This is a genomic window from Metapseudomonas phytobenefica, from assembly GCF_043392685.1.
In the GTDB taxonomy this organism is placed as follows: Bacteria; Pseudomonadota; Gammaproteobacteria; order Pseudomonadales; family Pseudomonadaceae; genus Metapseudomonas.
On the sequence record NZ_JBHZGM010000051.1, the window covers coordinates 1 to 18,715 of the forward strand.

Sequence of the window (18,715 nt, forward strand, 5' to 3'; positions counted from 1 at the left end):
CGTGTTCATTGGGTTCTTCCTTCGCCCAAGGCGATATCGGTGTCATGCCACCCGGCCAGGAACAGGTGGCGCTCCTTCATGTCACCCATTCCCCATGGGCAGGCTTCGCGCCCAAGCCCATGGCGTCGGTAGCCAGCGCCTTCCTGGTAGGCATGGGTTTGTTCGGGGTGTTCGATGGGGGCTTGGTTGTTCATCCCTCGTCGTCCTCATCCCCGCTCCTATCGATCGACAGGGGGAAGTTTCCGAACCACTGCTGCGCGATGGCCAGGCCTATGCGGAAACCCTTTGCCTTGTCGTCCTGCAGGACGAGCGGATCATCCTCGCCGAGGCGAATCTCCGTACCAGCCGGCGCATCAAGGATGGTCTTGATGTTGTTCATCCTGCTGGTGTGCCACCGGATCAGGCCTTCGGCGATCTCCTTCAGCTCGACCTGGGAGCAGAACTGCTCGAGCATCTCGCGCAACTCCTCCTTGGCCTCTTCAGCGTTCTCCAGGGCATTCCCGGAATCGAATGGACCATCTATGAGCGACCAGGCGCTGGCGAACACTTGCGCTTGGGACATGATGCTTTCGACGGAGATGGTGTTTTCTGCGGACATGAAGGTGCCTCCCTGGCGAAACGCCAAGCTGAGTAGGTAGGGGATGGATCAGGACTTGGGTGGAACGGGGATGCAGTTCAGGCAGCCACAGGGCATGGGCTTGCCGGTGTGGCGGCAGATAATCTTGATCATGGTGTGTGGGCGGTGTTGTTCCAGAGCTGGCGCAGCACTGGGTGCAGCTCCAGGGTATCGGCGGTTGGGTCCAGCAGTTCGTTTCGCGGGTCCAGCACGGCAGTCATGCCCCAGGTGACGCGGAACATAGAGCCTTGCTGGGCGACTTCGATCAGCTTCGTCAGCACCCTCTTGCACTGCTCGTGGTCGTCGAGGTCGAGCCATTCGATGCTGTCTTCGTCCTCGGTGATGCAGTCGGGCAGGTAGCCCTTGATCAGCGACTCCAGGAAGGAGGCGACCTGCTGGGCGCACTCAAGGTCCTGCTCGCTGGCGCGTGCCATCTTCATAGTGGGATTCCTTCGCCGTAGTGGCGCTATGGCATGGGGTGGGAGAGAGGAGAAGAGATTGGATATGTTGCGTAAGTATCTGGTCGTTCTGTTGGTTGCTATTTTTGATTTTTTGCCAGGACGAAAGTTTTTTCACAAGGAAAGAAAAAACAATTGCTTGTCAGTTTTCTTCCTTTAGCATTAAGACTCTACCAATCTAGGCAGAGCCTTGGAGAGTTTCATGAGTAATGAAGAATTTGTAATGGAAGTAGTTAAACTGGATGCGAGTCATGCAGTAGCATCAGCCCTATCCGCTCATGGCAAGGTTTACCTTACGCCACACCTACGGCCCGGCGTTCGAATTATTTGGGTTGATGAAGGTTTCGATTTAATTCTTCCGCATGCATTAAGAATAGGCGGAGTGCCGGTCACTTACATTGAATGCAGTACTATTAAAGAAAGATATTCCGTGCATTGGGTTGGAGAAGATGGCTTTGACTATCATGGAGATTTCGAGTCTGACCTAATCGCAGCTCTCGAAGTTAGACCCAAAGTAGCCACTCAATAACTCCGAATACACCACCCTGCAATGCCACGACTGCGCATAGGCCACCCCGTCCAGCGCCTTGACTACGCTTTCTGACAGCCGGTTAAGGGAGGTTTGCCATGATGATTCCGTGCATGTGGTGCCGGGCGACAGGCCGTCATCCGGAAGGCGGTTGGTGTCTAAACTGCGGGGGCAAAGGCTATATCGACCAGCCGGATCCCAAGGTCGAGTTTCGAGGACCGGTGGCTTCTTCAAGGCGGAAGCAAGAGAAGATGCCGAAGCCCCCGAAGAAGGAGCTGACCAACGAGGAGGCGGGTTATCTCCTACTCCTAATCCTCGGGCTAGCCGGGGCATGGTCGTTGGGGTGGTGGACACTCCGCTACTTGGGTATATCGCTATCCGGATTTGGCCCCTGGGAGACACTGGGAATCACCTTCGGCACGGGCCTTGGAGTGGCTGCGGTTGCTCTCACTGCCCTCTACTTCGCATTGCGTTGGCTGAAGAACCAGGTGGTCAAGCTCTGGCAGCGCACGTTCCGGAAGCGCTGAAGCTGAGCGGCTCCGCACAGGGGTCTTTCTCTGTCTGTGCTGCGCTTAACCCCATCGCCATCTCTGCACCGGCATCGGCAGTTCACTGAGCTGTGGCGCTATGGCATGGAGTGGGGTAGGTTGATTGCGCCAACAGGGAAGTCGGTCAACAGGTCATCAATTCGAGGAGGACCATATGAATCCCTGCCAAGCTTGTGTTGATCAGAAGGGACAAAGCTTTCGAGTAGGACCGCACCAGAACCTAGTTCTTGTACAGACTTGGGAATGGCCGGGCGGACCGATGGGAAGCAGTCACACAGATCGCCTTTATCAGTGCTCAACCTGCGGCCATCAGCTCTTCTGGAGCAATGAGAAGATGGGCGACAGAACCTGGTCCTGACGTCTTAAACCACCCTGCAATACCACGACTGCGCATAGGCCACCCCGTCGATGATCTCTATTCCGGTGATCACCATGCCGAGGGTGGCCATGGTGTGTACCTGGACGTCGTAAAGGGTTGGCAGGGTGGGGGCCTTCGGATTGGTCTGAAGGATGTCCGCTATGTGCGAAGGCCTGCCCATGGGTGAGTTCATATCCAGGCGGATATAGACGTCGCCCCTGATGTACTGGACGTTGTCGAGCTTGCGCTGTTCGATGGGCTTGCCCTTGTAGCGGAGGCGGCGGATGTCGAAGTGCATGGCGAATACTGGATAAATAAACAGTATTCTGCGCATGCGCTTCGATTCCGTCCAGAGCTACCCGACCAGCCGGGATGGATCACACGAATAGCAGGGGCTGGACTGCGCCGTCAGCGTAGATCTTGTCGAGCGGGGTGTCAGCGGTTGGCTCGTCACCTTCCCATCCGTCTGGCCAGGTCTCCGCAGTGATCAGCTCGCGGATGCGGGCTTCTTCTTCCGCGTTGATGAGGTCGACTGTGGGGCGTCCCAGGAGAACAGCGGCCTCATTGATCTCTGCCTGGATGGCCAATATGTGCTCCAGCCCCATCAGGCGTGACTCCAACAAGATCGGCCCCATGCGCTGCGGGTTGGCGGCGATGCTGCCGTCCTTCAGTCGCTCGATTCCGGCTTTCCGCAGTCGGTGCTGGGGTTCGCGAAGTTCCCGCCAGAGTTGCTTGATTCGCTTCAGCGGTGCCAGGTAGGCCCAGTACGGGTTGAGCAGGATGGTATCCAGCGCCATGTCTTCACTGGCCAGCGGGCAGCCGGTGCAGCCGGTGCGGGCATTGATCTCCTCGGCCTCATCGCCGCCGTAGGCGTCGGCGATCATCGCGGTCGACCAGTCGCCGAACTCAGCCTGTGGCGCCCAGTGCTTCAGCCACTCCCACACATGGCAGACCCGCCAGTGCAGCAGCGGGGCAAGAGTGGCGAGGCGGCCCTTCAGCCCCTTCGCCTCGGGCAGGACCTTCTGATACCAGCCCTGGCCGCACTCGGCGCCGTCCTTGCCGCAAGACATCTCGATGCGCTTGTCGCGGATCGCGCTCTCGCCCTGGCGCACGCCGGTGATCATCAGGACGTTGCCATCCAGTTCGGCCAGGCGCTGCTCCAGGGCGGCCTGCATCGGGTCGATCTTGATCTGGCGGGTGCACCAGCGAAGCGTGTTGTTGTTCGGCGGCGGGACGCCGCGGCCGAGGATGTAGACCATGAAGCGCTTGTCGAGCGGGGCGGTGACCACTTCGACGTGGATGCCGCGATCCTCGAGCTCGTCCATGATCTGCCGCGCGGCGATCGCCAGCGGGGGAAGTTCCTGTCGAGTGTCGGCGTAGAAGATGGTCAGGGTCTTCGGGGCCTTGATCCGGCCGGTGTCGATCAACCAGATGATCAGGGTAAGCGTGGCGCTAGAGTCCTTGCCGCCGGACCAGGCCATGCCCCAGTGGGGGTGATCGGCGCCGTAGGCCTGCAGGCTCTGGATTGTCAGCTCGATGCTCTCGGTCATCTGCAGGCGCTGGGCGCCGGCGGCGAAGATGTCGCCCTGGCGAGGTGCATGGGCTTTCGGCGGCTCAGCTGACGTCACCTGCTCGACCTTTTTGAGCGCAGGGTAATTGACGGCCAGTGTCCTACCTTCGGCATAGCCGCTGGTGCATTTCAGGATGGCGTAGCCTTCTTCGTGAAGGGACAAGATGGTGCCTTGGCAGCGATATCTCTCCCGGTAGGTGAAGCTGACCTCATCGCTGGGCGCAAACGCTACCTTCTGGTTCATGCCGCAGGCTCCTTCGCGCCAGTGAAAATGTCGATCTGGGCCTTGTCGCATTCGGCCTGGCCATGGGGAAGTGGCGTGCTCGAATCCCCTCTCTTGGCCCAGTCTTTTGCCTGATTGACGTAATAGCTGCGGTTCTCCATTGACTCCTTCAGCGACCGATTCGAGAACGTGCCGGAGTTCCGGTAGAACTTCTTTTCACGCCCTTCGATGACCGCGCTGACGGTCACGGAGTAGCCAGGGTTTGCGTAGTCCTGGTTGAGGTCGTGGATCGTGCTGTCGATGTGGCCAATCACTTCACCGTCCCGCTTGATCTCCCACACCTTGGTGATCTTGGTGTCGCCACGATGGCGGTAGTCAGGGCCAATCGGCTTGAAAGTGACCTTGCTCATGGCTTTCTCCAGGTCGAGCGATGCCGTGCCGCTGGTGCGGCTGGCGGGTGGGATTGAACGTGAGGTAGGTTGTGCGTATCTGTAAAAACGTAGGGACGGGAGCAAGAATGGAAAAGTCGAGGGCGATAGTTGAACTGGAGCGTTACCTATCTCTTATTAACTTTCTCAGGGATGAAGTAAATCTCTACGAAGAGCTGTTCTGTGTAGACAGCAACGTTTCAAAGATCAATGAGACTCTTCCCAATGTTTTTTTGGTGATTCAGGTTTCTATGTTTTCAAGCATATTGACCCGCATCTCGGCCTGTTTGGAGGCAGAGGGGAGTGATCGTTTTGGTTTCAATATCTCAATTGCCCGGCTTTTCTCTAATTTCTCGGCACACATCAGCGAAGGTCAGCGGTCCGAGCTTCATTCAATAAATGAAGAGTATGAGCGACTCGGAATAAAGTTATTTCGGCACAAAGTCATTGCCCACAATGACGTTGAGACCGCACACAATGTCGAGAAATTTGCCCATAGCATTACGCCTGGATCGCTTCCGCCCCTCGTAGGACGGATTTTCAACCTCGCTTTGAGCGTCTTCGAAGGGCTGCCAGAGTTCCAGTACCTAGAAATCAAATCTCCTCCAGCTCAAATTTATCCCGAGGCCGACGGGACAGCTCTCGTTAATCACCTACGCCGATCAATGAACATGGCGAAATAGCCCTGCAATGAAATTGCGAATCAATCGACTGGCCGTATAGTGCGACCGGCGCCGCAGGTACGGGTGATGAGACCCTTGCGATCTAGGGCGTTGATGCGGTCCTGAACAGCGTTCTCGTTGACGCTGGCGAGCTTGGCCAACTCAGCCACGGTGGGCGAGTAGCCTTTCTCCTTGATGTAGGAGCGGATGTGCTGCAGAGTTTCGGCCTGCTTGGGGGAGGGTGTCAGTCGCGCCATTCGTCGCGGGCCTCCTGCAGGTCTTCAAGGCGGCACTGGCTGATGCCCTTGGCGTGAATCCACTGCGCCACGTTTTCCGACACCGTGAATTCGTGGCGCGGGATTCGAACCCGGTGGGCAGAATGCTGTTGCCCGAGCATGTGGGTTTCGTGGATCAGTTGCTCGACCACCAGGGCAAGGTCGGTGATGCCTCGCCACTGCGCGATCTCGTTCAGCATGGCGCGGGTACCCGGGCGGAGACGGTGGCGCAGCCACTCAGCCGGCTTACGCGCGCAATGGCTGGCGCTCGCGGCCACCGCCGCCGAAAACTCAGCGCCCAGGGCATGGGTGTTGATGATCAGGATCTGGATGGCTTCGGCCTTCTGGCTGAAGCCATGCCACAGCATGAGTTCGGCGAGTGCTGCGTCAGTACCCTTGATGACACGGTGCCGCAGTTCGACCTCGCCCAACTCCTTCCTCTTCGCGGTTGCGTCGTCGTCCCGCTCGCGTTGGGTCTTGGCCATGGTCAACTCTCCACGGAGGTGGGGAACGACAGGCCGTAAGCCTTACACACCCGGTTGAAGATCTTGTACCCCATGCCGGAGCGCATGCAGGCCTGGCGCTTGGTGAGGCCGATGTCGAGGAAAGCCCGGAGCCGATCAGCGAAGATTCGGTCCCGCTCCATGGCGGCGAGCTGGGCGCCGGTCGGTGCAGCCTTGAAGGTGATCTGGAAGTCGCGGCCGATGGTGTCGAGCATCCGCCGGCTCACCCCGAGCCTGGCAGCGATCTGGGAGATGTTCAGCGTCTTGGCCAACTCACGCACCTGCGGCGCCAGTTCCTTCCGCTTCGCTTCGCGCCTGCCTTCCCGGTCCTTGGACTCCTTCGGCGGGATGTTCCGCGCCTTCCTGGAGGCCTTCGGAGCCGGCTCAATCTCGCGGCGCATGGGAATGGGCGCCGTCTGAACTTCGCCAAGGTCATGAATCTGGCCGCCGGCGGCGAGGAAGCGGGCGACCTGTGCGGCCAGCCCGGCGCTGACCTGCTGGTTCATCTGAACCGCGCTGAGTTCGTGGCTGATCATGGTGGTGGTCCTGAAGAAAAGGGGCCCCGAAGGGCCCAAGGCTTTCGCGTACTCGGTTACCGTGCGGCGGTGTAGCTGGTGGCTGGCTGCTCAGCGGTGATGTATCCGGCTGCGGCGCTAAGCCCAATCCAGCCGGTGAAGGTGATCAGGGCCAGCAGGTAGCCGGTGGCGATGTGCTTGCGGAGCTGCTTCTGCCGACGGCTAGCCATGCTTCACCTCACGCAGCTGCTTACCTGCGGCCATCAGGTCGCCCTGGGTGTGGATGCCTTTCAGGGCCAGCGCCTCGATAGCCGCGCGCAGGGTGAGGAAACGGACGTTGCTCATGACGAGGTCCTCGCGATTGCGTGGATGGGGAATAGGTGCCGGCGTACCGGCAAAAAGGCCCGCAGTGCTGACGGGCAAGAGGGTGAAGGTGCAGGCGGCCGGCGCTGCCCGGCGTGCTTCAGGTCTGGCTCTAGAAGCCCCGCGAATCGCCTGCTTGATAGAGCCGGTTACTCTCGTCCGGCGACAGCGCCCTCAGGGCTGTCAGGTGGCGGCTACTCCGACCAGGAACGTCGCCGCTCCGATTCCTGGCCCGCTGACGGCATACGCGGGCGCCATCTCTGGGGCATTCCCGTCGCAGCAATCCGCCGTCAACACTTGGGGTAGGGTGGGGATGGCCGGCGCTGAATCCGGCTCAAGGTGGCGCACCGTTTTTCATGGCAGCCGGTAACTCAATGCCGGCCTAGGAGGTCTGCCCACCTGGTTGTTTCCATTCGCCGCCCATCAGCCTGGGCATTCATCCCCATAATTCGTGGCCCCTGATCGCCCAGGCGGGGCAGTTCCTGCGTTGCATCCGGTTCGCTCCTGCTTGCCGGTGGCGCCCCGTGTCGTTACCGCGGGGATATCAGCGATGCTTACTGCGCCGGTTCCAGGCTGTAATTCCCGGCGCCGTAGCGCTTGATGAGGTCCTGATGGATGTGCTCCAGCGAGTAGGCGATTCCGCCATGGCCGCCGGGGCCCTGATAGAGGTATCGTCCGTCCTTCACTGTGTACGTGAATGTCCTCATGGAGGTGGTCCTGTGGTTGGAGAGATTTATCCGCGCTATGGCGCACGGGTGTATGTCGGAGAGACTGGTGACGTGTGCATCGAGCAGCACCGGGAGGGGGATCACGAGCAGGTGGTAATTCTCCATCCCGATGAAGCGCGCGACCTGATTGGCTTGATTCAGAAGGCCATCGCCGAGGCGAAGAGCTCTTCGTAAATTCGAATCAGGTGTTGAACCGGTGGGCGCGGCTGGCGAAGCACCAGACTGGCCACAGCTGCATCGCGGCGACGATGTTCGCGTTCGTGCCCTCCCACGTCTCCAGCATGGCCTCCGCCTGTTCGCGAAGGGGCTGGGCGACTTCGCGGCGCGGCTCGCGATAACGCGCCGCACACTCACGGCTGATGTTGAAGACGGGGGTGGCCATGGTCAGCACCATGCCCTCGGCAATCTCTGCTGGGCTGCGCCCGTAAGTCGCGGTCATCTCGATTCCCTCCCGGTTGATTCCAAAGCACCCGGTTGCCCAGGTGCTTCAGTAATTCGTCGGTGTTGCTGCCTATTGCCGCTGGCGGGCGGTGCGCATCGCGTTCGGGTCATTCGCTCGGTCGGGTAGGGCCCTCGATCAGCCGTCTCCAGTCGCCCCACGGGGTCGCCTTCGCGTTGGCAGGTGTTTGCCTCTGCACCTGTCTGATCGCCGGTCGCCGAAGAGGCGATGCGTTCTGCTGTTGATGATGTCCACCCGACTTTCTGTCGCCCCACGGGTAGTGGCCGGGGCTGCCTCGCCGCTGGGCGGCTAGCTGTTCATGGCGCTGGTTGTTAAAGAGCGTTCGGGTTGCCCCGAGGCCTCTCGGCCCTGCCGGTGTGTGCCGGCGTGATTCAAAATTAGCAAACGCTAATTTAGTGGGTCAATAGCAAATGCTAAATATTTTTGGCGCCCACAAAAAAGCCCGCGCGCGGCGGGCTTCTCTGGAAGGGGCTGGGGCTAGTCGTGCTGGTGCCGGGTCCAGGCGAGATGGACAGAGCCGTCGTCACGGTGCGTCATGCGTACCTCTTCAGCCTCGCTGATCTGCTCGAGCAGCAACTGCCAGTCCTCGGGGGATTCGTGCGGTTCGCGAGCGATGTTGGCCTGGCATTCCGCCTGGGCGCGAGGTGAGGTGATGACGGCTTGCACGCGGCGAGCCATGAGCTCGAAGGGTGTAGGGGTCTTGGGGATTGCTTGCTTCTTGGCCATACGGCGCTCCTTTGCTGTATGGATATACAGTATTCTTCGGAAGCGTCTGATTCAAGGGTTTGGGGGGGGGAGGGAAGGGCAGGATATGTAAACTTTTCCTACAGGCCGGAGGGCGCTCGCTGTAGGAGCGAAAACGACAAAGCCCGCACGAGGCGGGCTTATGGGGAGGGTTGGGGCTACTGACCGTAGGTGCGGCTCATGGCGGTATGCGCACTGCTGATCAGATCGTCAACATAGCCTCCTAGACAGACGATCCGCCCGACTCGCTGCTTGATCAGCATCAGGCGGCGCGTCTTGCGGGGGTCAGAGCCTGATGGCAGGGGATGGGTGTGCGGCAGCGCATCAAGCAGGATCGTTGCGCGGCGTACTGTGGTTTCGATGTGAGCGCGGTTCATTCAAGCCTCCAGAGGCGGTGGGGAGCCCGAATGATGGCGTCACGACACGAAACAGTGGGGAAGTTTTCCCGAGGCCAAGGTAGGGCGGGGCACCGAGCTGGCGCTATCGGACGGCCCTGGCGGTACTTTCGGGGCGGGCAGATACGAAAAGCCTCGCGCGGAGCGGGCTATACGTGATCGGTGCGGCTACTTGTCTTTTGACTGGTACAGGTAGTTCGCGCAGCCATTCTTGTCGAAACCGATGCTCACGTACTCCTTCTTGGCGGAGTTGTAGTAGCGGTAATGCTGCTTGCCGTCAGTGGAGCTCACGTTGTCGGGCTTGCCGTAAATTGATTCTATTTCCTTCTGCGTCATGCCTTTCTTGGCCTCGCCACGCACCGTCGCCGTCCTCTGGGCGGTGGAGCTGAGGCCTGTTGAGCAGGGGGATTGAGAGACCACCTTGACGCCGCGTTGCGAAGTATCGCGCGCTGCTTCGGGCGAAGACGTGAATTGCTGCCGTCGAGAGGGCGCCATCTGGACTGGAGCGCTGCTCCCGCTCGGACTAGGGTTGTGGGCGGTAACCACATCATCCAAGGCGTGCTCATCAGGGCAATTGGCCTGGGTAAAGGTGACCTTTCCTTTGGAGTCGACGCACTTGAACACAGTCGCGGAATAAGCAGGCTGCGCCAGATAGGTCGCCATCGCGGCGATGGCGAGTGCTGCGATTCGCATAGCTACCTCCTTGTGCTGGGCAGAGCGTTCAGATCAAGCTGCCTTGGGCAGCCATCCATTGGCATCATGCTCGAAAGATATGGAGCCTAAGGTCTGGCCTGCGGGTGACGGGAATACTTGTGGCAGTCGCATGACCTGCATGTGAGCCAGGTAGTAGGCGCGCATACTGATGTCGGCCATCATCTGGACGGGCTCTTTCTTCAGCTTCTCCCAAGCTGCCACAGTCTGCTCAGACACGCCGAGAATGGCAGCCAGCTCAGCTTGAGTCAGGTCCTGTTCCTTGCGTAGAAAGCGAAACTGCTGGCCGGTAAGCGGGGTTTTCTGGCGCATGATGTCTAGCGCGATGGCTCGATGGAGCCCTTCGATATCATCGATCGAAACCGCTTGGCCATAAGGAGTTTCCTTGATCGTGTAGCCATTTTTCAGGAACACATACTCAAGGCCGCAGGAACTGTATTGGTACATATCAAACCTCCCAAACCGTGATAGCTGTCACTGTCCGGCTTGCTGGATCCAGGGATACGGCGACCACCAAGCAGACGATGTCGCGCGGTGGCGGTTCCTGGATCCTAAATTTCCAAGTGCCGTGCTCTTCGCTGTACTCGATGCCGCCAACGATGCGACCCCTGCGAAGGCACCGAATTGCTTCGATGGTGGTGACTTCTCGCTCTTCTAACCGCGACAGGCAGTGAATGGTGAAGTCAATATTTTTGGAGTCGAGTGCGCGTTCATGGACAACGGCCTCCAGCTCTTCCTTGGATAGCGGCAATTGTGGGTTGCTCATATTCACCTATGAAAATCATAGGTTGCCCTATCATAGCCCGGGCAACCGGCCAGTCAATCCGCGCCACGATTTTTGTTTATCGCAAAACGTGGCGCGGATGATTCCAGATTTCTGGCCGAGAGCGCTACAGCTAACGTTGCGATGGAAGACCGGGCGGCGGAAGATCAGGGCGACGGGGTGAAGCGCGAGCTCTTCACGATAGCGCCCACGTACTGCACATCCTCCACCTCGTCTTCACGCAGGAAGATCGGGTCGTAGTCGGCGTTGACGCTGTCAAACCGGTACTGGCCGTCGCGGTAGTAGATGAACTCCTTGATCATGGCCTGACCATTGGTGGTCTTCACCAGAACCTCATCGCCGGCGACGTACTCCCGTCCCGGCTCGACCAGGACGAACTCGTTGTTCTTGATCCTGGGGGTCATGCTGTTTCCAACCACGCGCAGCCCATAGGCGTTGGGGTCGGAGCTGAAGATGTTCAGGAACCCCTCACCGTGCCCGACGGGGTAATCAATGGCCTCGAAATAGCCGGCCGTCCCGAGCATTGCCTTGCCCACTACTGGAACGCTCCCTGTTCTCACCGGCATGGCGTCGCCGGAGACGTTGCTGTGCAAATCGCGCGCGCCACTCTCGGGCGCTTCGGTGCGCATTGCTGGAGAAACCAGGTATCCAGGGTGGCACCCGATCTTCTCTTCCATTTTCTTGGCGGCCTTCTCCCCCAAGTTCCGGTGTCCATTGAGGATTTGGGATAGGTAGGAGGGGTCAAGATCGTGCTGATCAGCAAACTCCTTGAGGGTGCTGGTGCCGATCAGTTCTTTCAGGGCCGCTATGCGCATGAGTCGGATATCCATCTCTCAATAGTGATTTCCGGTTAGCAATCAGTAAATTACCGAATGCTATTGCTGCTCCAATTAGCAATTGCTAATCTGTCTCTCGACAGGAGGGCACTTATGCAACTGCGCGATTTCATCAAAGGCATGACCAAGGACCAACTCGAGTCTTTTGCGACTGCCTGCGCCACCACAGTCGGCCAAATCAAGCAGGTCGCTTATGCAAAGCGCCGTGCTGGTGAAGGCCTGTCCATCAACATCGAGCGAGAGTCCAAGGGCGCCGTGACCTGCGAAGAACTGCGGCCGGATGTTGACTGGGCGTACTTACGAGGCACGCCAGCCCCAAAGGCGGCGGCCATGGAGGGCGCGAAGCGCCGGACGATTGCCCCAGCCGCTTGACGGCCAGTGAGCGACTGCAAGTTGTCGAGAGCCACCTGCAGTCGCTGCTGGATGAAGTTCACCAGGTGCTCGAAGAGATCGAGCACGAGCAGCCAGATCACGACGACACCACACCAGAAGACCAGGAATAGGAGAGAGGCCGTGAGCAAGATCGGATTGGAGCGCGTACTGCGCCAGAAGGCACTGCAGCACCAGTTGCTGGGCTTTGAAATCGAAGCGCTCCGTCGGACGCTGTACGGGGAGGGCACTGATTCGTTGCGGCCCGAAGTTGACCTTGATGCTTTGGGTGTAGAGCTGGACGCGGTTGCGCCGTGCGCTGACGCGCTGATCCAGGCCGCCACTGCTTTGGTTGATCTGCTGAAGGCCAAGAAGAGCATGGCTCGGACGGCCGACCAGTCTGCGGCGGTTGTGTTTCCGGACGCCGCTCCTCTGTACGCCGAAATCCGTCGGTATGCAGGCATGCCAGCAGGTGCAACGCCAGATGTGTTGCGCGCCCTGGATGCGTACTGGTCGGCGCGGGCAGATCGCGCCTTTAACGCCGCGCGCGCTGCTTCTCCAGCCATTGCACCAGGTAATTCAGAGCGGAGCCAGTAGGCGAATGCGCAGCGTAGTCCTCCACAAGAGCAACGAAGAGCTGCTTGGGGGTGAGGTTCTCGATCTCGCTGGGCGTCCAGTTGTGGCGCTTGATCAGCTCGCGGGTCACTCCATCCATGCCGTTCAGCGGCCAGTTGTTCTCGGCGCTGAAGATGTCCCCGATGTGCGCCAACCGGAACATCAGTTCTACGTCGCCTGCCTGGGTGTAGCGCTTCTCGAGTGCTTCGAGCCGGCGGCAGTAATCGCCCTCCGTGGGCGCCTGATAGAGAGACATCGGAACCTCCTGGTTCGCTGTGTTGGGTGAGAGCTTCACAGCCTAGCAGCGGGGTTCCGACCTTTACAGCCGATGGCGTCAGCAGGGAGCTGGCGCCCGGGCGAAGAGAGTAGGGGGTTGGCATCGGGGAGGCATCCCTGTCGGCTGATCCAGTGATGACAGATTGCCAGCGCCCTGGACAGGGCTCCACGACAAAGCAGAGGGAGGTTTCCCGAGATGGAAGAAGTTCACCGCGCGCTTCACGAGACCGTACTGGAGGCAGGCCCGAAGACCCTGGCCTTCCTGATGGGGATGAGCCACACCAGCCTGCTGAACCGCAGCAATCCGAACGATGACACCCACCGCCTGAACTTCGAGCAGTTCCTGCAGATCCTGGTGCACAGCAATGACGTGCGCCCTCTGCGGGCCATTGCCGACCTGCTGGGTTACGACGTGATCCCGAAGCAACCCGCCCGGCAGCAGAACCTGACCAGCGCCCTGGTGCACATGAACGCCGAAGTGGCCGATGTGACTCGCACCGTTGCCAACGCCCTGGCCGATGGTCACCTGAACAGCATTGAGCGCGCCTCGATCACTCGCGAGGCCGACCAGGCCATCGAAAGCCTGCATTCGTTGAAGGCAGCCGTCAAAGCGGCCTGACCCAGAAAGGACAAACCCCGGCTGGAGTGGGGACTCAGGGCCGGGGTTCGAATCAACAGGAGGCAGTATGCACATGCAACCCACCACTATCAATCCCGCGCCACGTTTTCCGGTATCGCAAAACGTGGCGCGCACTCGTATGACTTCCCGCGAGATCGCCGAGCTGGTCGAGAAGCGCCACGACAACGTGAAGCGCACCATCGAGGCACTGGTGGAGCGGGGCGTTATCGAATCTCCTCAAATTGAGGAAATCCCCACCTCGACGAAGCCGGCAGCGGTTTATGTCTTCGCTGGCGAGCGCGGCAAGCGCGACTCCATTGTTGTAGTCGCCCAGCTCTGCCCGGAATTCACTGCACGCCTGACGGACGCCGCCAAGCACCTGGGCGTGCAGCGCATCAAGCTGATCGAGTGGCTGCGCGCCAATCGCTGGATCTACCGCCGCGAGGGTTCCGCTCACTGGCTGGCCTATCAGCCGCGGATGGCCTCCGGCCTGCTGGAACACAAGGTGACCGTGATCGGCACCGACGAAATCGGTGATCAACGCCTGGCGTCCCAGGTTCGCGTCACTCCGAAGGGCTTGGCCAAGCTGGCCGAGAAGGTTGCGGAGGGCGCGCTGTGAAACGTCCATCCTTCCAGTTTTACCCTGCCGACTGGCGCAACAACGCCAAGCTCCGTCGCTGCTCCTGGGAAGCCCGGGGCGTATGGATTGAGGTCATGGGCCTGATGCACGACAGCGACAAATACGGCGTCCTGCGCTGGTCGCTGAAGGAGATTGCCCAGGCCCTCGGCGCCCCCATGAAAGCGCTGAAAGAGTTGGTCGAAAAGGGCGTGCTCTACGGCGTCGAAAAGGGTGAATGTGAGCCGCTGATCTACACCCCCACCAGTGGCCGCAAACAAGGCCCGTCGGTGGAGCTGGTTGCCGCTCAGCAAGGCCCCATCTGGTTCTCTCCGCGCATGGTCCGCGATGAGTATGTGCGCGCCAATCGCGGCACTTCCTCCCGGTTTGGTGCGGGCAACGGTGACGGCACTGACCCTTCACCAAAGGGGGGCTTTGGTGAAGGGCAGGGTGAAGCACCCAAGCAGGCACCAAGCCCCCGGCAAGGTGACGGCTCTACATCTTCTTCTTCATCTTCATCTACTACTACGGTAGCTAACGCTACCTCCGTAGACGCCCGGCAGCGGTTCGAGATGTTCGAGCAATGGCAGCCGGATGAGGTGTCCCTGACCACCCAGCTTCGCGCCATTGGCCTGCCGGCCACGGTGATCACCGCGCCACTGGTGGCTGAGTTCGTCGCCTACTGGCTGAACCGCTCGGTAGCGGACAACCAGGGTGGCTGGTGCCACCGGCTGGCGAAGCATGCCAAGGCCCAGGCTGTTCGCGCGGCAGCCTCGCCGCAGGCCCGTACTCCTGCGACCGATTGGGCAGCAGAGGAGGTGGTCCTGTGAGCGCCCCACTGCACGCTGGTGCCCTGGCCACCCAGCTGGAGCACGTCCGCGACTACGCCCCTGTTGCCCAGCACGTCGCCCCGAAGGCGGTGAAGATCGACCCGCAGACCCGCGAGGTGATCGACCAGCTGTTCGGGCGCCTCTGCGGGATCTTCCCGGCCTGGCGGCAGGCATGGCCGACCGAGGGCGAACTGAACAACGCCAAGCGCGAATGGCTGGCCGAGTTCATGCGCTCCGGTATCCGCTCGATGGAGCAGATCCAGGCGGGCATCCGGATGGCCTCCAAGCACCGCAAGGAGTTCGTGCCTCCGGTGGGCCAGTTCATCGCCTGGTGCTTCTCGCCCGAGGCATTCGGCCTGCCGCCCCTGGAGCGCGCCTATGCCCGGGCCGTGCGCAACACCCACCCCGCGCAGACCGACTTTGCCCGCTGGTCCCACCCCGCGATCTATCACGCGGCGGTCGCTGCCGGGTTCTACACGCTGCAGCGCCTGGAGCGCTCCCTCGGCATGAAGCGCTTCGGGGAGAAGTACGAGGAGCAGTGCCGCCGCCTGGGCCGCGGCGAAGAGCTGCCGCCGGTGCCCGTTGCTGCCCTGCCTGAGCGCGCCGGCCCGAGCACTCCCGAGGTGGGCAATGCCGCCCTCGCTGAAATCCGCAACCGACTTGGAGGTCGCCGTGGCTGAACAACCGAAGTGGCGCGAGAAACGCGACCGAGACGGGAAGGTCATTCCCGGCTGCTGGATCACTGACAGCGGCTACACCGTGGCCCTGTGCCGCCTGCCCGATCACCGGTACACCATCACCCGTCCTGGCGGCTCGGCGCCTTTCGCCTACACCGGCCAGCGCGCCGACATCGTGCCGCTGATCCAAGCCGACATTGAGGCCAGCGAGGTGACCGCATGATGCAGGGGCGTACAGTCACCCAGGCCCAGAAGGACTGGCACCACATGCTGGTGAACGGCGTTGGCTGCATCGCCTGCCGCGTCGACTCTGGCGAGTTCAACGACTTCTGCAGCATCCACCACATCGACGGGCGCACCAAGCCGCACGCGCACTGGAACGTGCTGCCGCTGTGCGCTGCCCACCACCAGACCGGTGGCGAGGGGGTGGCCCTGCACCACAACAAGGCCCGCTTCGAGGCGCGCTTCGGCAAGCAGCGTGAACTGCTCGAGCGCTGCATGCAGATCCTGGCCGATCAGGGCTACGACATCCCGGCTGGTTTCCTGGCCTGGCACGACGGGGAGGGCATCGAGGCATGAGCCGCGACACCTTCAAGACCGTCGGCCAGGTGATCACCTGGTGGGTCGGACGCATCGAGCAGAACCGCACGGTGTCCACCAGCTACCGCCGCACCATGGCTAGCCTGGCCAAGCGGCACCTGGTCCCGCGTCTGGGTGGGGTGAAGCTGAAGCAGCTGAGCCGCGCCGTGGTGGACGACAAGTTGGTCTGGCCGATGCAGCAGACCCACTCGCCGCACACTGCGCACAAGGCCCTGCAGGGTCTTCAGCAGTCGCTGGCGCTGGCCGAGAAACAGGGCCGAATCCAGGCGAACCCGTTGGCGGCCGTGAGCTGGAAGGACTTCTGGACCGGCAACCTGCCGCCGCGCCCGGCGGGCTTGCTGCCGGTGGCGATCCCGACCCTGTTGCCCCATCTGTGCAAGACCCTGGAGCAGGACCCGGTAGCCGGCATGCTGGCGCTGATGATGCTGGCCCACGGTACCCGCATCGGTGAGACCTGCCTGGCGCAGTGGCAGCACATCAGCCTGCCGGAGCGGGTGTGGATCATCCCGGCGCAGAACACCAAGACCGGGAGCGAGCTGGTGGTACCGCTGACCGACCAGGTGTGCGCACTGCTGACCCGCTACCGCGAGCTGCAGCACCCGGCCCGGCGCAACAGTCCGTGGGTGTTCGCCATGGCTGGCGGTGCCCCGCTGTCCACCGCCCAGGCCTCGAAGATGTTCCGCGACATGAGCAACCGCCAGTGGCGCAGCCATGACCTGCGCAAGCTGGCGCGCACCGTCTGGGCAGAACTCGGCATCGACTTCCTGGTGGGCGAACTGATGCTCAACCACTCCATGGGCAAGCTGGCCAGCACCTATATCAAGACCGGCATCGACCAGGCCCGGCGCAAGGGGCTGGAGGCCTGGCATGCGTACCTCGATGAGCGTGGTTTTACCGAGGCGCACGGGCTGAAAAGTGCCGAAATAAGCTTTTCCTCGACTGCCGTTCCGGCCTAGTGCAGCGCGGCCTGTAGCCGAAAATTAACTTTCTAAATGAGGTAGATGAAATGAAGGGGTTGAAGGGGGGCTTCGGGGCAGCGGCTAAGCCTCGCCGCATGCCTTCGGTCGACTACGAAGGGAGCGAGCAGGCCACCCTGTTCAAGTGGCTGCAGCTTGCACATCCGAAGGCCGCGCGCCTGGCCTACCACGTCCCGAACGGTGGGCATCGGGTCAAGGCGGTGGCCGCCAAGCTGAAGGCTCAGGGCGTGAAGGCCGGTGTCAGCGACATCGTCCTGCCGATGGCCCGCGGCGGCTACTTCGGTCTGTACATCGAGTTCAAGGCCACGCCTCCGAACGACGCGGTCGTGAGCGATAGCCAGCAGGCTTTCCTGATGGGCGTCGAGTTGGAGGGGTACATGGCTTTGGTCTGCCGGGGCATCAAAGAGGCCATGGAAGTCATCAACGGCTACATGGCTCTGTCGCCCACCCAGGTGGTGCGGTAGTGATCGGGAAGCGGCATGGCCCGTCCCGGAAGATCGAGGTTCGCCCGCTGGGACCGTGCCCAGGGTGCCAGGGGAGGGGGGTGATCAAGGGCATCTTCTACGAGATGCCATGCGATGCCTGCAACGGAGCAGGGATCGTGGATGCGAAGACGGGCGAGCGCATCGAGCTTGCCGAGTTGGTGGTTCAGCTTCGACTGAGGCTGACCAGGGCGAACACCGAGAACAAGGCGCTGCAGGCCCAGCTCGAGAGGGCAGGAATAGTGTCTGGGGCGGCACAGGATTACGTAGGAACGAATAACCGCCGCGGCGTTGGTGGTGGCAACTGGACTGGGGATTGAGGGGGTGACCATGAAGATCGAAGCGACCGAGTTTCTGATGGAGCAGTACGGGCTGTGGGTCTGGCGGGACAACGGTACACCGCGTTGCTCTTCACCCTTGCTCGCCATGATGCTGCGCAACCCGGCCAACCAGAAGCGCTTTGGTGCGGTGACGCCAGTGATCAGTGATGATCGTGCACTGCAGGTGGACTCATTTCTGGCGGGCTTGGTAAAGGGTGATCCGGATGCGGTGCGCAGCATGACCCTGTACTTCGTCCATGGCCTGACCTACCGGGAAGTTGGTCAGCAGATGGGAAGGAGCTATGCCGATGCCCGCATGCTGGTTCGCGCGGGGCTGTCGGCCATCACTGCCTGCTTCCTGATGCAGGAGCGTCAAGCGGCCTGAATAAATATCCAGGCTGGACATATTGACAGTGATAATCCGACCTCCTACAGTTTGAGGCAACTTGCGGTTTTGCCGCTTCGGCGACTCGCAGCACTTCACAAAGCCCGGCCATTGAGCCGTAATGCTGTTCACATAAGCATTTGAGCTGTTGCCGTGGCTCCCCGAGAATCCGATGCCAGACCTCTGGCATCGGATTTTTTATGTCCTTTCAACAGCAGTTGCTCGACCTGGGCGAGTTGTTCA

At 60.9% G+C, this 18,715-nt stretch carries 36 protein-coding genes; 16 read left to right on the forward strand and 20 right to left on the reverse strand.

Features of this window, described 5'->3' with window-relative positions; genetic code table 11:
• Nucleotides 1–5: 5 nt before the first annotated feature.
• The 3 genes from ACFW0B_RS24905 to ACFW0B_RS24915 form a co-directional block, all read right to left on the reverse strand.
• Nucleotides 6–194 carry a hypothetical protein gene (locus ACFW0B_RS24905; protein WP_449151641.1) on the reverse strand — a complete coding sequence of 63 codons (189 nt, stop codon included), beginning with the start codon at nucleotides 192–194 and terminating at the stop codon, nucleotides 6–8.
• The gene (locus ACFW0B_RS24910) at nucleotides 191–598 is read right to left on the reverse strand and encodes a host nuclease inhibitor protein (RefSeq protein WP_449151642.1); all 408 of its coding nucleotides are present in this window, start codon (nucleotides 596–598) and stop codon (nucleotides 191–193) included. The genes ACFW0B_RS24905 and ACFW0B_RS24910 overlap by 4 nt, the downstream gene beginning before the upstream one ends.
• A gap of 128 nt (nucleotides 599–726) precedes the next feature.
• Nucleotides 727–1,056, reverse strand: a complete 330-nt coding sequence (locus ACFW0B_RS24915) for a hypothetical protein (RefSeq protein ID WP_449151643.1) — start codon at nucleotides 1,054–1,056, stop codon at nucleotides 727–729.
• Nucleotides 1,057–1,276: 220 nt separating this feature from the next.
• Here ACFW0B_RS24915 and ACFW0B_RS24920 point away from each other — a divergent pair, with 220 nt between their 5' ends.
• Nucleotides 1,277–1,603, forward strand: coding sequence for a hypothetical protein (locus ACFW0B_RS24920; protein WP_449151644.1), 327 nt, complete (start codon nucleotides 1,277–1,279; stop codon nucleotides 1,601–1,603).
• A 910-nt stretch (nucleotides 1,604–2,513) separates the two neighbouring features.
• On the opposite strand, the gene ACFW0B_RS24925 is transcribed toward ACFW0B_RS24920, so the two are convergent.
• Genes ACFW0B_RS24925 through ACFW0B_RS24935 form a run of 3 tightly spaced genes read right to left on the reverse strand, consistent with a single transcriptional unit; the run spans nucleotide 2,514 to nucleotide 4,712 of the window.
• A complete protein-coding gene (locus ACFW0B_RS24925; protein ID WP_449151645.1) occupies nucleotides 2,514–2,843 on the reverse strand; it encodes a hypothetical protein in 330 nt (109 codons plus the stop codon).
• A 43-nt stretch (nucleotides 2,844–2,886) separates the two neighbouring features.
• Entirely contained in the window at nucleotides 2,887–4,323 is a 1,437-nt protein-coding gene (locus ACFW0B_RS24930; protein ID WP_449151646.1) for a phosphoadenosine phosphosulfate reductase domain-containing protein, read from the reverse strand.
• Entirely contained in the window at nucleotides 4,320–4,712 is a 393-nt protein-coding gene (locus ACFW0B_RS24935) for a hypothetical protein (protein WP_449151647.1), read from the reverse strand. Before ACFW0B_RS24935 ends, ACFW0B_RS24930 begins: the two co-directional genes overlap by 4 nt.
• A 107-nt stretch (nucleotides 4,713–4,819) precedes the next feature.
• Between ACFW0B_RS24935 and ACFW0B_RS24940 the strand changes: the two genes are divergently transcribed.
• On the forward strand, nucleotides 4,820–5,413 hold the full coding sequence (locus ACFW0B_RS24940; protein WP_449151648.1) for a hypothetical protein: 594 nt from the start codon (nucleotides 4,820–4,822) through the stop codon (nucleotides 5,411–5,413).
• A 20-nt stretch (nucleotides 5,414–5,433) separates the two neighbouring features.
• On the opposite strand, the gene ACFW0B_RS24945 is transcribed toward ACFW0B_RS24940, so the two are convergent.
• The 6 genes from ACFW0B_RS24945 to ACFW0B_RS24970 all read right to left on the reverse strand — a co-directional run bounded on the left by ACFW0B_RS24945 (nucleotide 5,434) and on the right by ACFW0B_RS24970 (nucleotide 7,755).
• A complete protein-coding gene (locus ACFW0B_RS24945) occupies nucleotides 5,434–5,649 on the reverse strand; it encodes a LexA family protein (protein WP_449151649.1) in 216 nt (71 codons plus the stop codon).
• A complete protein-coding gene (locus ACFW0B_RS24950) occupies nucleotides 5,637–6,152 on the reverse strand; it encodes a hypothetical protein (protein ID WP_449151650.1) in 516 nt (171 codons plus the stop codon). The genes ACFW0B_RS24945 and ACFW0B_RS24950 overlap by 13 nt, the downstream gene beginning before the upstream one ends.
• 2 nt (nucleotides 6,153–6,154) lie before the next feature.
• Nucleotides 6,155–6,706, reverse strand: a complete 552-nt coding sequence (locus ACFW0B_RS24955; protein ID WP_449151651.1) for a hypothetical protein — start codon at nucleotides 6,704–6,706, stop codon at nucleotides 6,155–6,157.
• Nucleotides 6,707–6,762: 56 nt separating this feature from the next.
• On the reverse strand, nucleotides 6,763–6,915 hold the full coding sequence (locus ACFW0B_RS24960; RefSeq protein ID WP_449151652.1) for a hypothetical protein: 153 nt from the start codon (nucleotides 6,913–6,915) through the stop codon (nucleotides 6,763–6,765).
• Entirely contained in the window at nucleotides 6,908–7,030 is a 123-nt protein-coding gene (locus ACFW0B_RS24965; RefSeq protein WP_449151653.1) for a hypothetical protein, read from the reverse strand. Before ACFW0B_RS24965 ends, ACFW0B_RS24960 begins: the two co-directional genes overlap by 8 nt.
• A gap of 572 nt (nucleotides 7,031–7,602) precedes the next feature.
• Nucleotides 7,603–7,755, reverse strand: a complete 153-nt coding sequence (locus tag ACFW0B_RS24970) for a hypothetical protein (protein WP_449151654.1) — start codon at nucleotides 7,753–7,755, stop codon at nucleotides 7,603–7,605.
• Between the two features lie 12 nt (nucleotides 7,756–7,767).
• On the opposite strand from ACFW0B_RS24970, the gene ACFW0B_RS24975 reads away from it, so the two are divergent.
• Nucleotides 7,768–7,950, forward strand: a complete 183-nt coding sequence (locus ACFW0B_RS24975; protein WP_449151655.1) for a hypothetical protein — start codon at nucleotides 7,768–7,770, stop codon at nucleotides 7,948–7,950.
• A gap of 7 nt (nucleotides 7,951–7,957) precedes the next feature.
• Here ACFW0B_RS24975 and ACFW0B_RS24980 read toward each other — a convergent pair whose 3' ends face one another.
• The 7 genes from ACFW0B_RS24980 to ACFW0B_RS25010 all read right to left on the reverse strand — a co-directional run bounded on the left by ACFW0B_RS24980 (nucleotide 7,958) and on the right by ACFW0B_RS25010 (nucleotide 11,700).
• A complete protein-coding gene (locus ACFW0B_RS24980; protein ID WP_449151656.1) occupies nucleotides 7,958–8,215 on the reverse strand; it encodes a hypothetical protein in 258 nt (85 codons plus the stop codon).
• A gap of 498 nt (nucleotides 8,216–8,713) precedes the next feature.
• Entirely contained in the window at nucleotides 8,714–8,962 is a 249-nt protein-coding gene (locus tag ACFW0B_RS24985; protein ID WP_449151657.1) for a DUF1654 domain-containing protein, read from the reverse strand.
• Nucleotides 8,963–9,138: 176 nt separating this feature from the next.
• Nucleotides 9,139–9,357 (reverse strand): hypothetical protein, encoded by a 219-nt coding sequence (locus tag ACFW0B_RS24990; RefSeq protein ID WP_449151658.1) that lies wholly within the window; start codon nucleotides 9,355–9,357, stop codon nucleotides 9,139–9,141.
• Nucleotides 9,358–9,543: 186 nt separating this feature from the next.
• Nucleotides 9,544–10,068 carry a DUF4124 domain-containing protein gene (locus tag ACFW0B_RS24995; protein ID WP_449151659.1) on the reverse strand — a complete coding sequence of 175 codons (525 nt, stop codon included), beginning with the start codon at nucleotides 10,066–10,068 and terminating at the stop codon, nucleotides 9,544–9,546.
• 33 nt (nucleotides 10,069–10,101) lie between these two features.
• Nucleotides 10,102–10,533, reverse strand: a complete 432-nt coding sequence (locus tag ACFW0B_RS25000) for a helix-turn-helix domain-containing protein (protein ID WP_449151660.1) — start codon at nucleotides 10,531–10,533, stop codon at nucleotides 10,102–10,104.
• A 1-nt stretch (nucleotide 10,534) separates the two neighbouring features.
• Nucleotides 10,535–10,852, reverse strand: coding sequence for a DUF4258 domain-containing protein (locus ACFW0B_RS25005; protein WP_449151676.1), 318 nt, complete (start codon nucleotides 10,850–10,852; stop codon nucleotides 10,535–10,537).
• 164 nt (nucleotides 10,853–11,016) lie between these two features.
• Nucleotides 11,017–11,700 carry a S24 family peptidase gene (locus ACFW0B_RS25010; RefSeq protein ID WP_449151661.1) on the reverse strand — a complete coding sequence of 228 codons (684 nt, stop codon included), beginning with the start codon at nucleotides 11,698–11,700 and terminating at the stop codon, nucleotides 11,017–11,019.
• 99 nt (nucleotides 11,701–11,799) lie between these two features.
• Between ACFW0B_RS25010 and ACFW0B_RS25015 the strand changes: the two genes are divergently transcribed.
• Genes ACFW0B_RS25015 through ACFW0B_RS25025 form a run of 3 tightly spaced genes read left to right on the forward strand, consistent with a single transcriptional unit; the run spans nucleotide 11,800 to nucleotide 12,672 of the window.
• Nucleotides 11,800–12,078 (forward strand): YdaS family helix-turn-helix protein, encoded by a 279-nt coding sequence (locus ACFW0B_RS25015; protein WP_449151662.1) that lies wholly within the window; start codon nucleotides 11,800–11,802, stop codon nucleotides 12,076–12,078.
• The gene (locus ACFW0B_RS25020; protein WP_449151663.1) at nucleotides 12,075–12,209 is read left to right on the forward strand and encodes a hypothetical protein; all 135 of its coding nucleotides are present in this window, start codon (nucleotides 12,075–12,077) and stop codon (nucleotides 12,207–12,209) included. Before ACFW0B_RS25015 ends, ACFW0B_RS25020 begins: the two co-directional genes overlap by 4 nt.
• A gap of 10 nt (nucleotides 12,210–12,219) precedes the next feature.
• On the forward strand, nucleotides 12,220–12,672 hold the full coding sequence (locus ACFW0B_RS25025; protein WP_449151664.1) for a hypothetical protein: 453 nt from the start codon (nucleotides 12,220–12,222) through the stop codon (nucleotides 12,670–12,672).
• Here the strand turns inward: ACFW0B_RS25025 and ACFW0B_RS25030 are convergent.
• Nucleotides 12,611–12,946, reverse strand: coding sequence for a hypothetical protein (locus ACFW0B_RS25030; RefSeq protein WP_449151665.1), 336 nt, complete (start codon nucleotides 12,944–12,946; stop codon nucleotides 12,611–12,613). The genes ACFW0B_RS25025 and ACFW0B_RS25030 overlap by 62 nt on opposite strands.
• 216 nt (nucleotides 12,947–13,162) lie before the next feature.
• Here ACFW0B_RS25030 and ACFW0B_RS25035 point away from each other — a divergent pair, with 216 nt between their 5' ends.
• From ACFW0B_RS25035 to ACFW0B_RS25080, 10 genes are all read left to right on the forward strand, one after another.
• Nucleotides 13,163–13,585, forward strand: coding sequence for a phage regulatory CII family protein (locus ACFW0B_RS25035; protein WP_449151666.1), 423 nt, complete (start codon nucleotides 13,163–13,165; stop codon nucleotides 13,583–13,585).
• 73 nt (nucleotides 13,586–13,658) lie between these two features.
• Complete coding sequence (locus tag ACFW0B_RS25040; RefSeq protein ID WP_449151667.1) at nucleotides 13,659–14,204, forward strand: phage antirepressor KilAC domain-containing protein; 546 nt, start codon at nucleotides 13,659–13,661, stop codon at nucleotides 14,202–14,204.
• On the forward strand, nucleotides 14,201–15,031 hold the full coding sequence (locus ACFW0B_RS25045; protein WP_449151668.1) for a DnaT-like ssDNA-binding domain-containing protein: 831 nt from the start codon (nucleotides 14,201–14,203) through the stop codon (nucleotides 15,029–15,031). Before ACFW0B_RS25040 ends, ACFW0B_RS25045 begins: the two co-directional genes overlap by 4 nt.
• Nucleotides 15,028–15,711, forward strand: coding sequence for a replication protein P (locus ACFW0B_RS25050; protein WP_449151669.1), 684 nt, complete (start codon nucleotides 15,028–15,030; stop codon nucleotides 15,709–15,711). Before ACFW0B_RS25045 ends, ACFW0B_RS25050 begins: the two co-directional genes overlap by 4 nt.
• Nucleotides 15,704–15,931 carry a hypothetical protein gene (locus ACFW0B_RS25055; RefSeq protein ID WP_449151670.1) on the forward strand — a complete coding sequence of 76 codons (228 nt, stop codon included), beginning with the start codon at nucleotides 15,704–15,706 and terminating at the stop codon, nucleotides 15,929–15,931. The genes ACFW0B_RS25050 and ACFW0B_RS25055 overlap by 8 nt, the downstream gene beginning before the upstream one ends.
• A complete protein-coding gene (locus ACFW0B_RS25060) occupies nucleotides 15,928–16,287 on the forward strand; it encodes a Ref family recombination enhancement nuclease (RefSeq protein ID WP_449151671.1) in 360 nt (119 codons plus the stop codon). Before ACFW0B_RS25055 ends, ACFW0B_RS25060 begins: the two co-directional genes overlap by 4 nt.
• The gene (locus ACFW0B_RS25065) at nucleotides 16,284–17,264 is read left to right on the forward strand and encodes a tyrosine-type recombinase/integrase (protein WP_449151672.1); all 981 of its coding nucleotides are present in this window, start codon (nucleotides 16,284–16,286) and stop codon (nucleotides 17,262–17,264) included. Before ACFW0B_RS25060 ends, ACFW0B_RS25065 begins: the two co-directional genes overlap by 4 nt.
• 98 nt (nucleotides 17,265–17,362) lie before the next feature.
• A complete protein-coding gene (locus tag ACFW0B_RS25070; protein WP_449151673.1) occupies nucleotides 17,363–17,749 on the forward strand; it encodes a VRR-NUC domain-containing protein in 387 nt (128 codons plus the stop codon).
• A gap of 80 nt (nucleotides 17,750–17,829) precedes the next feature.
• Complete coding sequence (locus ACFW0B_RS25075; RefSeq protein ID WP_449151674.1) at nucleotides 17,830–18,087, forward strand: hypothetical protein; 258 nt, start codon at nucleotides 17,830–17,832, stop codon at nucleotides 18,085–18,087.
• A 10-nt stretch (nucleotides 18,088–18,097) separates the two neighbouring features.
• The gene (locus ACFW0B_RS25080; RefSeq protein WP_449151675.1) at nucleotides 18,098–18,472 is read left to right on the forward strand and encodes an antiterminator Q family protein; all 375 of its coding nucleotides are present in this window, start codon (nucleotides 18,098–18,100) and stop codon (nucleotides 18,470–18,472) included.
• Nucleotides 18,473–18,715: the final 243 nt, after the last annotated feature.

Coding starts and splice junctions, on each gene's coding strand:
- ACFW0B_RS24930 (WP_449151646.1), bottom strand. CDS start 4,323: ATGAACCAGAAGGTAGCGTTTGCGCCCAGCGATGAGGTCAGCTTCACC.
- ACFW0B_RS25005 (WP_449151676.1), bottom strand. CDS start 10,852: ATGAGCAACCCACAATTGCCGCTATCCAAGGAAGAGCTGGAGGCCGTT.
- ACFW0B_RS24950 (WP_449151650.1), bottom strand. CDS start 6,152: ATGGCCAAGACCCAACGCGAGCGGGACGACGACGCAACCGCGAAGAGG.
- ACFW0B_RS24970 (WP_449151654.1), bottom strand. CDS start 7,755: ATGAGGACATTCACGTACACAGTGAAGGACGGACGATACCTCTATCAG.
- ACFW0B_RS24905 (WP_449151641.1), bottom strand. CDS start 194: ATGAACAACCAAGCCCCCATCGAACACCCCGAACAAACCCATGCCTAC.
- ACFW0B_RS25065 (WP_449151672.1), top strand. CDS start 16,284: ATGAGCCGCGACACCTTCAAGACCGTCGGCCAGGTGATCACCTGGTGG.
- ACFW0B_RS25035 (WP_449151666.1), top strand. CDS start 13,163: ATGGAAGAAGTTCACCGCGCGCTTCACGAGACCGTACTGGAGGCAGGC.
- ACFW0B_RS25040 (WP_449151667.1), top strand. CDS start 13,659: ATGCAACCCACCACTATCAATCCCGCGCCACGTTTTCCGGTATCGCAA.
- ACFW0B_RS24945 (WP_449151649.1), bottom strand. CDS start 5,649: ATGGCGCGACTGACACCCTCCCCCAAGCAGGCCGAAACTCTGCAGCAC.
- ACFW0B_RS24935 (WP_449151647.1), bottom strand. CDS start 4,712: ATGAGCAAGGTCACTTTCAAGCCGATTGGCCCTGACTACCGCCATCGT.
- ACFW0B_RS24980 (WP_449151656.1), bottom strand. CDS start 8,215: ATGACCGCGACTTACGGGCGCAGCCCAGCAGAGATTGCCGAGGGCATG.
- ACFW0B_RS25030 (WP_449151665.1), bottom strand. CDS start 12,946: ATGTCTCTCTATCAGGCGCCCACGGAGGGCGATTACTGCCGCCGGCTC.
- ACFW0B_RS24990 (WP_449151658.1), bottom strand. CDS start 9,357: ATGAACCGCGCTCACATCGAAACCACAGTACGCCGCGCAACGATCCTG.
- ACFW0B_RS24920 (WP_449151644.1), top strand. CDS start 1,277: ATGAGTAATGAAGAATTTGTAATGGAAGTAGTTAAACTGGATGCGAGT.
- ACFW0B_RS24915 (WP_449151643.1), bottom strand. CDS start 1,056: ATGAAGATGGCACGCGCCAGCGAGCAGGACCTTGAGTGCGCCCAGCAG.
- ACFW0B_RS24960 (WP_449151652.1), bottom strand. CDS start 6,915: ATGGCTAGCCGTCGGCAGAAGCAGCTCCGCAAGCACATCGCCACCGGC.
- ACFW0B_RS25070 (WP_449151673.1), top strand. CDS start 17,363: ATGCCTTCGGTCGACTACGAAGGGAGCGAGCAGGCCACCCTGTTCAAG.
- ACFW0B_RS25015 (WP_449151662.1), top strand. CDS start 11,800: ATGCAACTGCGCGATTTCATCAAAGGCATGACCAAGGACCAACTCGAG.
- ACFW0B_RS24910 (WP_449151642.1), bottom strand. CDS start 598: ATGTCCGCAGAAAACACCATCTCCGTCGAAAGCATCATGTCCCAAGCG.
- ACFW0B_RS24940 (WP_449151648.1), top strand. CDS start 4,820: ATGGAAAAGTCGAGGGCGATAGTTGAACTGGAGCGTTACCTATCTCTT.
- ACFW0B_RS25060 (WP_449151671.1), top strand. CDS start 15,928: ATGATGCAGGGGCGTACAGTCACCCAGGCCCAGAAGGACTGGCACCAC.
- ACFW0B_RS24965 (WP_449151653.1), bottom strand. CDS start 7,030: ATGAGCAACGTCCGTTTCCTCACCCTGCGCGCGGCTATCGAGGCGCTG.
- ACFW0B_RS24955 (WP_449151651.1), bottom strand. CDS start 6,706: ATGATCAGCCACGAACTCAGCGCGGTTCAGATGAACCAGCAGGTCAGC.
- ACFW0B_RS25010 (WP_449151661.1), bottom strand. CDS start 11,700: ATGGATATCCGACTCATGCGCATAGCGGCCCTGAAAGAACTGATCGGC.
- ACFW0B_RS24995 (WP_449151659.1), bottom strand. CDS start 10,068: ATGCGAATCGCAGCACTCGCCATCGCCGCGATGGCGACCTATCTGGCG.
- ACFW0B_RS24985 (WP_449151657.1), bottom strand. CDS start 8,962: ATGGCCAAGAAGCAAGCAATCCCCAAGACCCCTACACCCTTCGAGCTC.
- ACFW0B_RS25080 (WP_449151675.1), top strand. CDS start 18,098: ATGAAGATCGAAGCGACCGAGTTTCTGATGGAGCAGTACGGGCTGTGG.
- ACFW0B_RS24925 (WP_449151645.1), bottom strand. CDS start 2,843: ATGCGCAGAATACTGTTTATTTATCCAGTATTCGCCATGCACTTCGAC.
- ACFW0B_RS25000 (WP_449151660.1), bottom strand. CDS start 10,533: ATGTACCAATACAGTTCCTGCGGCCTTGAGTATGTGTTCCTGAAAAAT.